Here is an 11,967-nt window from a genome sequence, read left to right as displayed (position 1 = left end):
CCCATGCAAGACGCTGACAAGGGACAGAGCGGTTCGCTGGACGGCCAGGGGCTGACCATCGGGATCGTGCGGGCCCGCTTCAACGACGCCATCACCGGCAAGCTGGCCGAGTGCTGCCTGGCCGAGCTGGCCGCCTGCGGCGTGCGCGCCGAGGACGTCCAGCAACTGACCGTGCCCGGCGCCCTGGAGGTGCCGCTGGCCCTGCAAGCCTTGGCCGACAGCGACGACTACGACGCACTGATCGCCCTGGGCTGCATCATCCGCGGCGAAACCTACCACTTCGAGCTGGTGTCCAACGAAAGCGGCGCGGGCGTGACCCGTGTCAGCCTGGACCATCAGATCCCCATTGCCAACGCCATCCTCACGGTGGAGAACGAGGCCCAGGCCTGGGCCCGCACCGAGGAAAAGGGTCGCGACGCCGCCCGCGTCGCCATCGAGATGGCCAACCTGCTGAACGAACTGCCGTGAGCGCGACCTCCCCCAACCCGGCCCGCCCCGCCCCCAACAAGCGTTCGGCGCCCAAGTCCGCCCGCCGCCGCTCGCGCGAGCTGGCCCTGCAAGGCCTGTACGAATGGCTGATCTCCGGCGCCGAGGCCGGCACCATCGATGCCCACATGCGCGAGCAGGGTGACTTCGAGCGCGCCGACCAGGCGCATTTCGATGCCCTGCTGCATGGCTGCATCGCCGAGGCTGCCGATCTGGACAGCGTGCTGGGAGCCCATGTGGACCGCCCCACCACCGAGCTCTCACCGGTCGAACATGCCGTGCTGCTGATCGGCGCCTACGAGCTCAAGCACTGCCTGGACGTGCCCTACAAGGTGGCCATCAACGAGGCGGTGGAACTGGCCAAGAGCTTTGGTGGCACCGACGGCCACAAGTACGTCAACGGCGTGCTGGACAAGGCCGCCGTCGTGCTGCGCCCGGCCGAGACCAGCGCCGCCCGGCGCTGAAGCCCCGCCCTCCCCCTGTGATCCTTCGCCGGGGGCCTGGTGCCCCCAGGCGACCCTGCCCGCCATGAAGCTCGCCCGCCGCCTCGACCACATCGCCCCCTTCTACGTCATGGAGTGCGCCAAGGCAGCGGCCGAGATCGCCCGCCTGCCCGAGTGCGACCCGACGCAGGGGGGCACGCCGATGATCTACCTGAACATCGGCGAACCCGACTTCACCGCGCCGCCGGCCGTGCAGGCCGCCGCCGAGGCCGCCATCCGCGGCGGGCGCACCCAGTACACCGATGCCAATGGCCTGCCGGCCCTGCGCGAGGCGCTGTCCGGCTGGTACCGGCAGCGTTTCGGCCTGGACATCGCCCCCGAGCGCTTTGTCATCACGGCCGGCGCCTCCGGTGCGCTGCAGCTGGCCAGCCTGGCCCTCTTCGAGCCGGGCGACGAGGTGCTGATGCCCGATCCGGCCTACCCCTGCAACCGGCACTTCGTGGCCGCCGCCGGGGCCACCGCCGTCTCGCTGCCAGCCGGACCGGACCAGCGTTTCCAGCTCGATGCCCGCATGGTGGCCGAGCACTGGACGCCCGCCACCCGCGGCGTGCTGCTGGCCACGCCCTCCAACCCCACCGGCAACTCCATCGCCCCCGAAGAACTGGCCGCCATCGTGCGCGAGGTGCGCCAGCGCGGCGGCGTCACCGTGGTGGACGAGATCTACCTGGGCCTGTCCTATGACGATCGCTACGGCCACAGCGCCCTGGCCCTGGGCGAGGACGTCATCTCGGTCAACAGCTTCTCGAAGTATTTCGGCATGACCGGCTGGCGGCTGGGCTGGCTGGTGGTGCCCACCGCGCTGGTGCCCGCCCTGGAGAAATTGCAACAGAACCTGTACATCTGTGCCTCGTCGGTGGCCCAGCATGCCGCGCTGGCCTGCTTCCAGCCCGACACCCTGGCCGAGTTCGAACGCCGCCGCCAGGCCTTCCGCGAGCGGCGCGACTTCATCGTGCCCGCGCTCGACGCGATCGGGCTGAGCGTGCCGGTCATGCCCGATGGCGCGTTCTACGCCTGGGCCGACTGCAGCCGCTACACCGACAGCAGCTGGGACTTCTGCATGCGCGCCATGCGAGAAGCCCACGTCGCCCTCACCCCAGGGCGGGACTTCGGGCCCGCAGCGGCCGAACGGTACTTGCGCCTGTCCTTCGCCAGCAGCCTGGAACAGCTGCAGGAAGCCGCCCGCCGGCTCACACAATTCGTTGCAAGCTGAGGCGCGGGAGACCCCACCGTTTGTGCCAACCCCGGGGTGTTTTTCTCCGGAATTGCTTATCCTCCGCCACCATGTCGTGGAATCCGTTCAAGACGCGTCAAAGCAGTACCGATAGCGCCTCGCCGGTCTTTCAGCACACGGTCATCGAAGACCGTGGCCGCAGCCAGTTCGATGCCCTGCATGCCTTGCTCCAGCAGGAGGAGGCCCCAGGGGAACTGGGCACCGTGGGGCGCTACGAGCTGCGCACCATCCTGGGTGAGGGTGGACTGGGCACCGTTTACGGCGCCTGGGATCCCCTGCTCTCTCGCCGCGTGGCGGTCAAGATGCTCAAGCGGCAGGTGGTGGACGACGTGCCGGCCTCCGCCGGAATGCCTTCAGCCGCCGAACTCACGCTCAACGAAGCCCGTGCGGCTGCCCGCCTGTCCCACCCGCACATCGTGACGGTCTTCGATGCCGGGGCCTCGCCCCAGGGCATCTACATCGCCATGGAGACGCTGCAGGGCATGGACTTGCGGCAGCTGCTGCGTCAGGGCTGGCGCCCCAACCCGCAAGAGGCCGCCAGCCTGGTGCGCCGGGTGGCCGAGGCGCTGGCCTATGCCCACGGCAAGGGCGTGATCCACTGCGACGTCAAGCCAGCCAACATCTTCATGGTGGACCGGCGCATGCCCAAGGTGCTGGATTTCGGCATCGCCCGGCTGGCACGCGGCGATGGCAGCACCGTGCAGGCGGCCTCGATCGGCTCCCCGCATTACCTCTCGCCGGAGCAACTGCGCCAGCAGCCGATCGATCGGCGCTGCGATGTCTATTCCCTGGGCATCGTGCTGTTCGAGCTGCTCACGGGCCGTCCGCCCTACACCGGCAAATCCATGGAAGAAATCACCGAAGCCGTGCTCACTGCACCGCAACCGGTGGCCTGCCAATGGAACCCCCAGGCACCGGACGGCCTCTCGGCCATCGCCGCGCAGGCCATGGCGCGCAACCCGGCCGCGCGCTTCCCGTCGGCGCGCCACATGGCCAACGCCCTGCGGGACTGGAAGCACGGTCAGGAGCCGGATCTGGAAGCCACCCTGCCCATCCGCCGCAGCCTGTTTGCCTGGCTGCGGGGACCTCGCGGCTGACGGCGCGCCCAGGGGCTCTGCTGCTGCATCGCAGCAGTGGGCGTATCATCGCGGCTTCGCATGTCCGAGCCCACGACAGCCCCGCTTTTCCGCTTCCCAGTGCGCGTCTACTGGGAGGACACCGACGCTGGCGGGGTGGTGTTCTACGCCAATTACCTCAAGTTCTTCGAGCGCGCGCGCACCGAGTGGCTGCGCGCGGCCGGCATCGGCCAGCAGGACTTGCGTGAACGCAGCGGCGCCCTGTTCGTCGTCGCATCGACCCGGCTGCGCTACCTGTCCCCCGCACGGCTCGATGATGCATTGATGGTCAGTGTGGACCGTGCCGAGCCCGGCCGGGCCCGCATGACCGTGTTCCAGCAAGCCTGGCGAGGCGACACCCTGTTGTGCGAAGGCGAGATCGAGATCGCCTGCGTGGACCAGGCCGACTTTCGCCCCCGCCGCATCCCTTCCGACGTCCTCTCCCGCCTTTTCCCATGAACCAGGACCTCTCCATCGTCTCCCTGCTGATGCACGCCAGCCTGATCGTGCAGCTGGTGGTCACCGCGCTGCTGCTCATCTCGCTGGCCAGCTGGAGCGTGATCTTCTCCAAGGTGGTGGGCCTGTCCCGCACCCGCGAGCGCGACGGCAACTTCGAGCAGGAGTTCTGGTCCGGCCGCAACCTGAACGATCTCTACCGCAGCGCCAGCAACAAGCCGGACACCGGGCCGATGGAGCGCCTGTTCGCCAGTGGCATGCGCGAGTTCATGAAGCTGCGCGAGCGCCAGCTCGACGCCGGCAGCCAGCTCGATGGCGCCCGCCGCGCCATGAAGGCCACCCTGCAGCGCGAGCTGGACGCGCTGGAAGGCAGCATCGGTTTCCTGGCTTCGGTGGGCTCGATCAGCCCGTATGTGGGCCTGTTCGGCACGGTGTGGGGGATCATGCACGCCTTCGTCGGCCTGTCCAATCTGCAGCAGGTCACGCTGTCCACCGTGGCCCCGGGCATTGCCGAAGCACTGGTGGCCACGGCCATCGGCCTGTTCGCGGCCATTCCCGCGGTGCTGGCCTACAACCACTTCGCCCGCACCATCGACCGCATCGCCATCCAGCTCGAGAGCTTCGTCGAGGAGTTCTCCAACATCCTGCAGCGCAACGTCGGCACCCCTGGCGGGGCGACGACCCACTGAGCGAGGACGTCCTAGATGCCAGGAGTTGCTCCCCGCGGCGGTGGCCGCCGGCGCCGCTCGATGAACGAGATCAACATGGTCCCCTTCATCGACGTGATGCTGGTGCTGCTCATCATCTTCATGGTCAGCGCGCCGATGATCACCACCGGCGTGGTGGACCTGCCCAGTGTGGGCAAGGCCAAGACCCGCCCGCAAAGCGTGGTCGAGATCATCGTGAAGAGCGACGACAAGCTGCAGCTGAAGCTCGACAAGGGCGAGGCCCAGACCACGACGCTGAACGCACTGGCCGATCAGGTGCTGGGCGCCCAGGCGGGCAGCGACAACGTGCCGGTCATCATCTCGGCCGACAAGCAGGTGCGCTACGAGAGCGTGGTGAAGGTGATGGACACCTTGCAGCGGCGCGGTGTGCAACATGTGGGGCTGTCCGTCCGCCAGGGAGGCTGATGCCGTGAGCAGCCCGCTGCAGACCCTGGCCACGCCGCGCGAGGCCCTGCACCCGCCCACCGCGGACAGCCCGCGCACGGGCTGGATCATGTCCCTGCTGGCCCACCTGCTGCTGGTGCTGGGGCTGACGCTGGGCGTGCAGTGGCACACCGCCGATCCCGAAGGGGTGACCGCTGAGCTGTGGTCCGCCGTGCCGCAGATCGCCGCAGCCCCCCAGGGCCAGACCGACGGCCAGCCGACCCCCACGCCGCCGCAGGACACGGCCGCCCAGGCCGAGCAGGCCCGCCAGGCGCAGGAAGAGGCCCGGCAGGAGGCCCGTCAACAGCAGGCCGAGGCCGCTGCCGAGCGGGCCACGGCGCAGAAGGCGGCCGAACAAAAGGCAGCCAAGGCCGCGCAGGCGGCTGCCGAAAAGGCCCAGGAAGAACGCGAAGCCGAGTTGGCGCGCGAGCGCGACCAGCGTGCCCGCGAGAAGCGCCAGCAGGCCGAGCGCGACGCCCGCGAGAAGGAAAAAGCCGCGCAGGCCAAGGCGGCCGAGGAGAAAGCCGCCAAGGACAAGGCCGCCAAGGAGCAGGCGGCGAAGGAACAGGCCGACAAGGACCGTCAGGCCAAGCAGGACCAGCAGCGCCAGGCCAAGGCGGCCGAGGCTGCTCGCCAGGATCAGCTGCGACGCATGGCCGCCCAGCTGGGCAGCCCCAATGGCGTGGCCGGCGCGAATGGTGCTCAAGGCAGCACCGGCACGGCCCAGCGCACCTCCGGCCCCTCGGCCAACTATGCAGGCCGCCTCAAGGCCTACATCAAGCCCAACATCGTCCAGCTCGACAGCATCGACGGCAACCCGCGGGCGGTGGTGGAGGTGCGTTGCGCGCCGGACGGCAGCATCATTGGCCGGCGCCTGACCCACTCCAGCGGCAACCATGACTGGGATGAGACGGTGCTGCGCGCCATCGACCGCACCGGCAAGCTGCCGCGCGACGTGGACGGCACCATCCCGCCGACAATGGAAATCGGCTTCACACCGAAGGACTGAGGCGGCGGCGCAGCCAGGCGTCTACCGACCAGCCGCCCGGCCCCCACAGCAGCAGCGCCAGCAGCAGGCTGCCCCAGAACTGGTGCTGGGTCAGGGCCGCCTCGGCAATGTCCACCAGGCTGATGGCCGCCACCACGTTCACCACGCTCAGCCCGGCCGCCGCGAAACGCCCGGCCAGGCCCAGCACCAGCAGCACCGGCAGTGCCAGTTCCCCGGTGGTGCCAGCCACTGCGGCCACCTCAGGCGGCAGCAAGGGCACGTGGTACTCGTCCTGGAACAGTGCCAGCGTGGTGTCCCAGTCGCGCAGCTTGGTCAGCCCGGAGCGGAAAAACACCGAGCCCACGTAGCAGCGTGCCGCCAGCTGGGCTGGCGCCTGCAGCGCATTCAACACGGCCTCCAGTGGGTGCCACACGGCCTGGCCGCGTTCGATCATCGATATCTTCATGGTTCGTCCTCATCGTGGAAGCGGCGGTGCGCGGTGTGACTCACCGCCCTCCACCAGCCTTCGGCCAGCGCGTCGCGCAGCCAGTCCTGAAAATCCGCAGGGGCAGCAGCCGTCAGGGCCTGACCCAGGCTGTCTCCCGCCAGGAGACGCCGTGTGAAGCGGGCCTGATCGGCCGACAGGCCCCGCACCGCCACCTGCCAACCCACGCGTCGCACCAGAACCCAGTCGACCGCCCCCAACGGGCTGGCGCCTTCAGGTGACGGGGACTGGGCGGCCTGCCACCGCGCCAGCGCCTGCGGGCGACACGGCACGACCGACAGGCCGGCCTGCGGCCACAGCCACAAGGCATCGGGCGGGGTGGCGTGCAAGGCCGCCAAGCCCGTCGGCCAGCCCGGCACCGGGTCGGCCGCCCGTGCAGCCCGATGCACCGCCCATTCAAGGCGCGCCAGCGACGCCTGGTCGGCAGACACCGAAGCGGCTGGGCCGGCCAGGGCCCGAGGCAATTCGCCCCCCCAGGTCCCGAGGTCTCCATTCGCAGGAGGTGACCGCCGCCAGAGCCACCACGCCAGATCGTCGAATCCCGGGTCTCCCAGCCAGCTGGCCAGGACGGGGTAAGCACCGGCCAGGGCCCGGCGTGCAGTGGCGCGGGCATGGCGCTGGTGGGCCCGCAGCCCGACCCGGTGCCCTGCCCAGCCGGCCGGCAGCGGGCCCTGCCCGGCCCGGATGGCCGCCAATAGCCGGGCCTGCCGTTCCTGCTCAAGGCGCAGTGCCTCCGGCGTCAGCACCGGGCTCAGGCGGCCTGTGGCAAGGGCGTCCATGGCGTGCTCCAGGGCTGCTGCAGGCAGGCCGCCGCACGCCTGGCCTCCTGCAGCAGCGTGTCGAATTCCGGCAGGGCGGTGTCCCACTCGATCAGGGTGGGCACCGGCCCCAGCCGGCCCAGGGTGTGGCGGTAGACGGCCCAGACCGCCTCGCTCACCGCACTGCCGTGGTCATCGACGACCAGGGGGCCGCTGGCATCGTGGCCGGCCAGGTGGATCTCGTCGACGCTGTTCGCATCGATCGCATCCACCCAGGCGCAGGCAGCGGTCACTGGATCGCCGGCCTCCCGGTTCAGCGCATTGACCACCAGGTTGTTGAGGTCCAGCAGCAGTCGGCAGCCCGTCGCACGGGTGAGTGCGTTGAAGAAGGCCGGCTCATCCATCTCGTCGTCATCCCGCCAGAGGCAGGCGCTGATGTTCTCCACCGCCAGCACCCGCCCCAGCCGCTGCTGGACCTGGTCCACATGCCGGGCCATCAAGGCCAGGGACGTCGGATTGAAGCCAATCGGCAGCAGGTCGCCCGCATGTGCCCAGCTGCCATCGGGGCCCGGCCCATGGGTGAAGGCAGCGTGATCAGACACATGCCGAGGCTGCAACTCGGCAACCAGCTCCGCCAGGTGGTCCAGGTGCCAGGGATCCAGCCCACCGGCCGAGCCCAGGCCAAGCCCCACCCCGTGCAAGCTCAGCGGATACAGCTCGGCTGCCGCACGCAGGGCGGCGCGGGCCTCCCCGCCCTGGGGAAAGAAGTTCTCGCTGTGGACTTCGATGAACCCCAGGGCGGGCCGGCGCTGGAACAGGTCCTTCGCGTGGGGAGCCCGCCAGCCAATGCCCACGCCGGGGGTGGCAGAGCCCGGGTTCACTTGCCGCCGCCCTTGGCACCGGCCTTGACTTCGTCCAGCGTGCGCCCGCCCAGGGCGTGGCAGCTGCCCTTGGCCACGTAGTTCCACTCGTCGGCGCCATGGTCCACCTTGGCCAGCCCGGCACAGGAATGCGTGCCCGAGAGATTGGCGCAGTCATTGGCACCCGCCTTGGCCATGCCGAAGCACTTCTCCTTGGCCCCGGTTTCGGCGTGCGCGGAAGCGCCCAGCCCCATGGCCAGCACGGCAGACAAGGCAGAGGTCACGAGCAGATGGTTCGAATGCATGGAAAGCTCCTGGTGTGAGGATGGTGGTGAAGGCCGCGCCCCTTGCGCTGCCCTTCATTCGGTGGTCGCGGCAGGCCCTGCATTCCTTACACTCGGGTGGTTGTCACTCCTGTTTCGCGCATGGCCGACGATTTCCAGCGCGCCGTCGAGGCGCTGCGCCCGCAATTGATGCGCTATGCCCGCACCCAGCTGCGCAACGAGGCCTGGGCCGAAGACGCCGTGTCGGACACACTGCTGGCGGCGCTGGAGCGCCCCCAGGCCTTTGCGGGCCAATCCCAGCTCAAGACCTGGCTGGTGGGCATCCTCAAGCACAAGCTGGTGGACCAGCTCCGACGCCATTCGCGCGAAGCCACGGTGCTGCAGACCGACGACGCCGAAGACCTGGACCCACTGCTGTTCGACGAGACGGGCCACTGGCGCGACACCCCGGTGGAATGGCAGGCCCATCCCGAGGCCCTGCTGGGCCAGCAGCAGTTTCTGCAGGTGCTCGACGCGTGCATGGACCACCTGCCACCGGTGCAGGGGCGGGTGTTCATGATGCGCATCTGGCTGGAACTGGAGACCGACGAGATCTGCCAGGAACTGGCCATCACCAGTGCCAATCTCTGGGTGCTGCTGCACCGCGCCCGCCTGCGCCTGCGCGACTGCCTGCAGGCCAACTGGTTCGGCAGTGCCTCTGCGGCAGTGGCCTGATCCCTGAGACCCGTCCGCCATGCTCTTCCAGATCTCCTGCCGACAGGCCACCGCACTCATCCTCCAGGCCGAAGACCGGCCCCTGACCCTGGCCGAGCGCGTGAAGCTGCGCCTGCACCTCACCATCTGTGACCCCTGCCCGCGCTTTCTGCGACAAGTCCGCGTGATGCATCAGGCGGTGGACCGCTGGAAGCACTACCGGGACGACACCGATACCGAGGAGCCGCCTCGGTGAACAGGGTGAGTCCGCGCGGAGGTTCATGACCTCGAGCAGGACGGGAATCCCTGGGCTTATCTCGGCATGGCCCGATGGGCCGCGCGCCTAGGATCACCACCATCGCCGACCTTCCGTGTCGGGTGCACCCCCTCTGGCCATGAGCAACATGTCGCAGCTGCCGTCCTTTCTCACGACAGATCCCCACGACGATCTTGCTGTTCCCGTGGCCGAACCGATCTCGGGGGCCTTCGCCTGGCCCACACCGCCCTACGCCATCTACCCGACCAGCCTGCCCCAGCAGGAACCTGAGCCCTGCGAGATCGAAGGTCTGAACGGCAAGGTGATGCAGGCCAGCCTGCTGGCCTATCTGCCGGCTCAGAATGTGATTCAGCTGGTGGTGCCACCCGCGCGCAAGGCCATGGCCCTGCGACCGAACCGCTTTCGGCGCATCACCCTGCTCACGCCTCTGCGGCCCTCCTTCATGGACCGTGGCGCCGTCCCGCCTGAGTTGACCGACTTCCACCCCTCGATCGATTACCGGGTGGACATGATGGACGGCAGCGTGCTGACCGGCCGCACCGTGGGCCATGTCGAGCAGCCCGAGGGGCTTTTCCTCTTCCCGCCCATGGACGACCAGGGCACGGTGCAGCGCCTGTTCTGCCCGCGCGACGTCTATGCCCGCTTCCAGCTGGGCGAAAGCCTGGGCAGCATGCTGGTGGCCGAAGACACCGCCAGCCCGGCCCAGATTGCCGAGGTGCTGGCCATGCAGAGCCAGCTGCGCGAACGCCGCCTGGGTGACGTGCTGCTGGGCCAGGACGTGGTCACCCGCGAGCAGCTGGAAGCGGCCCTGGAGACCCAGGCCAGCATGCCGATGGTACGCATCGGCGAGGCCCTGCTGGCCATGGGCCACATCAGCCAGAACCAGCTGGACGCCGCACTCATCGAGCAGCGCAGCAACCGCACCGTGCCGCTGGGTGAATTGCTGGTGCGTGCCGGCTACATCAAGCGGGATGCCCTGCGCTCGGCGCTGGCCCGCAAGATGGGCTATCCGGTGGTGCAGATCGAGACCTACCCAGTGGATCCCGCAGCGCTGCGACTGGTGCCCTTCGGATTGGCCCAACGCTTGAACGTGCTGCCCCTGCAGACCCTGCCGGGACGGCTGGTCGTCGCGATGGACGACCCCTCGCGCAAGAGCCTGATCGACGAGCTGAGCTTCGCCTCGCGCAGCAAGGTCATTCCCGTGCTGGCCGCCACCGAGGACCTGGCGCAGCCCATCATCTCGGCCTATCAGCGCCATGGCCTGATCGAGCAGGCCCAGGTCAACCTCAGCGAACCCACGCGGCTGAGCTTCGACGAGAAGGGCACCGAGCACCTGCTGGCGGACCTGGAGCAGGTCCGGGTGAGCGAAACGGATGCCCTCGAAGATCCGCCGATCGAGCAGTCCGACAACACCCTGGTGCGGCTGATCAACACGATGATCGTGGAAGCCAATGCGCAGGGCGCCTCCGACATCCACATCGAGCCCCAGCCGGGCCGCGGCAAGCTGCGCGTGCGCTTCCGCCTCGATGGCGTGCTCAAGCCCTATCTGGAGCTGCCACACACCTACCGCAGCGCCCTGGTCGCCCGCATCAAGATCATGTGCGACCTGGACATCTCCGAGCGTCGCCGACCCCAGGACGGCAAGATCAACTTTGCCCGCTTCGTCCCGTCCTGCCCCATCGAACTGCGCGTGGCCACCATCCCGACCAACAACGGGCTGGAGGATGTGGTGCTGCGGCTGCTGGCGTCCAACAAGGCCCTGCCCCCCATCGAGAAGCTGGGGCTGTCGCCGCGCAACCTGCTGGCCCTGAAGGAAGCGATCAACCGCCCCTACGGCCTGGTGCTGTGCGTCGGCCCGACCGGCTCTGGCAAGACCACCACGCTGCATTCGGCGCTCAGCTGCATCAACACCCCCGAGCGCAAGATCTGGACGGCCGAGGACCCGGTGGAAATCACCCAGATCGGCCTGCGCCAGGTGCAGGTCAACCCCAAGATCGACTGGACCTTCGCCAAGGCGCTGCGCGCCTTTCTGCGGGCTGATCCGGACGTGATCATGGTCGGCGAGATCCGGGACGAGGAAACCGCCAGCATCGCAATCGAATCCTCGCTGACCGGTCACCTGGTGATGTCCACGCTGCACACCAACAGCGCGGCCGAGACAGTCACCCGCTTGCTGGACATGGGCCTGGACCCGTTCAACTTTGCGGACGCCCTGCTGGCCGTGCTGGCCCAGCGTCTGGTGCGCCGCCTGTGCCCCGACTGCCGCCGCGCCGAGCCAGCGCCGGAAGAATGGATCAACGAGCTCCTGGACGACTACCTGAGTGCCTGGAAAGGCCGTACCGGCGGGCCCGACCGGGCCGCCCTGCGGCAGGAATGGATGCAGCGCCATGGCAACGCAGGCGTGCTCCGTCGGTACCACAGCCCGGGCTGCGAGAAGTGCAACAACACGGGCCTGCATGGCCGGGCCGGGATCCATGAGCTGATGACCTCCTCCCGGGCCATGCGGCAGCTGATCCACGGCAAGGGCCACGCCGAAGACATCGAACAGCAGGCCCTCAGCGAGGGCATGCGCACGCTGCGCCAGGACGGCATCGAGAAGGTGCTGGCCGGCATCACCAGCATGGAAGAGGTGCGCGCCACCAGCAACACGCGCTGAGCAA

At 68.9% G+C, this 11,967-nt stretch carries 15 protein-coding genes; 11 read left to right on the top strand and 4 right to left on the bottom strand.

The features are described from left to right. The first annotated feature begins 3 nt into the window (after positions 1-3). The 8 genes from ribH to tolA all read left to right on the top strand — a co-directional run bounded on the left by ribH (position 4) and on the right by tolA (position 5,951). On the top strand, positions 4-468 hold the full coding sequence (gene ribH, locus M0L44_RS04245) for a 6,7-dimethyl-8-ribityllumazine synthase (RefSeq protein WP_252768413.1): 465 nt from the start codon (positions 4-6) through the stop codon (positions 466-468). Further along, positions 465-950, top strand: coding sequence for a transcription antitermination factor NusB (gene nusB / locus M0L44_RS04240; protein WP_252768411.1), 486 nt, complete (start codon positions 465-467; stop codon positions 948-950). The genes ribH and nusB overlap by 4 nt, the downstream gene beginning before the upstream one ends. A gap of 64 nt (positions 951-1,014) precedes the next feature. Then, entirely contained in the window at positions 1,015-2,199 is a 1,185-nt protein-coding gene (locus tag M0L44_RS04235; RefSeq protein ID WP_252768409.1) for a pyridoxal phosphate-dependent aminotransferase, read from the top strand. Positions 2,200-2,270: 71 nt separating this feature from the next. Next, on the top strand, positions 2,271-3,317 hold the full coding sequence (locus M0L44_RS04230; RefSeq protein ID WP_252768407.1) for a serine/threonine-protein kinase: 1,047 nt from the start codon (positions 2,271-2,273) through the stop codon (positions 3,315-3,317). Positions 3,318-3,377: 60 nt separating this feature from the next. Continuing rightward, positions 3,378-3,794: a tol-pal system-associated acyl-CoA thioesterase gene (gene ybgC, locus M0L44_RS04225; RefSeq protein ID WP_252768406.1), complete on the top strand. Its 417-nt coding sequence runs from the start codon at positions 3,378-3,380 to the stop codon at positions 3,792-3,794. Then, on the top strand, positions 3,791-4,480 hold the full coding sequence (gene tolQ, locus M0L44_RS04220) for a protein TolQ (RefSeq protein ID WP_252768404.1): 690 nt from the start codon (positions 3,791-3,793) through the stop codon (positions 4,478-4,480). The genes ybgC and tolQ overlap by 4 nt, the downstream gene beginning before the upstream one ends. A gap of 15 nt (positions 4,481-4,495) precedes the next feature. Further along, positions 4,496-4,924, top strand: a complete 429-nt coding sequence (gene tolR / locus M0L44_RS04215; protein WP_252768402.1) for a protein TolR — start codon at positions 4,496-4,498, stop codon at positions 4,922-4,924. A gap of 4 nt (positions 4,925-4,928) precedes the next feature. Continuing rightward, positions 4,929-5,951: a cell envelope integrity protein TolA gene (gene tolA / locus M0L44_RS04210; RefSeq protein ID WP_252768399.1), complete on the top strand. Its 1,023-nt coding sequence runs from the start codon at positions 4,929-4,931 to the stop codon at positions 5,949-5,951. On the opposite strand, the gene M0L44_RS04205 is transcribed toward tolA, so the two are convergent. The 4 genes from M0L44_RS04205 to M0L44_RS04190 are packed head-to-tail and all read right to left on the bottom strand — an operon-like array spanning position 5,935 to position 8,358. Next, positions 5,935-6,396 carry a DoxX family protein gene (locus M0L44_RS04205; RefSeq protein ID WP_252768398.1) on the bottom strand — a complete coding sequence of 154 codons (462 nt, stop codon included), beginning with the start codon at positions 6,394-6,396 and terminating at the stop codon, positions 5,935-5,937. The two genes, tolA and M0L44_RS04205, sit on opposite strands and share 17 nt — an antisense overlap. Continuing rightward, positions 6,393-7,214: an HvfC/BufC family peptide modification chaperone gene (locus M0L44_RS04200; protein WP_252768396.1), complete on the bottom strand. Its 822-nt coding sequence runs from the start codon at positions 7,212-7,214 to the stop codon at positions 6,393-6,395. Before M0L44_RS04200 ends, M0L44_RS04205 begins: the two co-directional genes overlap by 4 nt. Continuing rightward, positions 7,187-8,074, bottom strand: a complete 888-nt coding sequence (locus tag M0L44_RS04195; RefSeq protein ID WP_252768395.1) for an MbnB/TglH/ChrH family RiPP precursor modification enzyme — start codon at positions 8,072-8,074, stop codon at positions 7,187-7,189. The genes M0L44_RS04200 and M0L44_RS04195 overlap by 28 nt, the downstream gene beginning before the upstream one ends. Next, positions 8,071-8,358 carry a BufA1 family periplasmic bufferin-type metallophore gene (locus M0L44_RS04190; RefSeq protein WP_252768393.1) on the bottom strand — a complete coding sequence of 96 codons (288 nt, stop codon included), beginning with the start codon at positions 8,356-8,358 and terminating at the stop codon, positions 8,071-8,073. Before M0L44_RS04190 ends, M0L44_RS04195 begins: the two co-directional genes overlap by 4 nt. Before the next feature lie 120 nt (positions 8,359-8,478). Here M0L44_RS04190 and M0L44_RS04185 point away from each other — a divergent pair, with 120 nt between their 5' ends. The 3 genes from M0L44_RS04185 (at position 8,479) to M0L44_RS04175 (ending at position 11,963) form a co-directional block, all read left to right on the top strand. Further along, positions 8,479-9,051, top strand: a complete 573-nt coding sequence (locus tag M0L44_RS04185; protein ID WP_252768391.1) for a sigma-70 family RNA polymerase sigma factor — start codon at positions 8,479-8,481, stop codon at positions 9,049-9,051. Positions 9,052-9,070: 19 nt separating this feature from the next. Beyond that, on the top strand, positions 9,071-9,286 hold the full coding sequence (locus tag M0L44_RS04180; RefSeq protein WP_252768389.1) for a zf-HC2 domain-containing protein: 216 nt from the start codon (positions 9,071-9,073) through the stop codon (positions 9,284-9,286). Positions 9,287-9,425: 139 nt separating this feature from the next. Further along, positions 9,426-11,963 (top strand): GspE/PulE family protein, encoded by a 2,538-nt coding sequence (locus M0L44_RS04175; RefSeq protein ID WP_252768388.1) that lies wholly within the window; start codon positions 9,426-9,428, stop codon positions 11,961-11,963. Positions 11,964-11,967: the final 4 nt, after the last annotated feature.

The sequence above is a fragment of the Ideonella oryzae genome (assembly GCF_024055665.1).
Lineage (GTDB): Bacteria > Pseudomonadota > Gammaproteobacteria > Burkholderiales > Burkholderiaceae_C > Ideonella > Ideonella oryzae.
The sequence above is the reverse complement of the archived record's forward strand: the minus strand, read 5'-3'. Positions and strand labels throughout refer to the sequence as shown.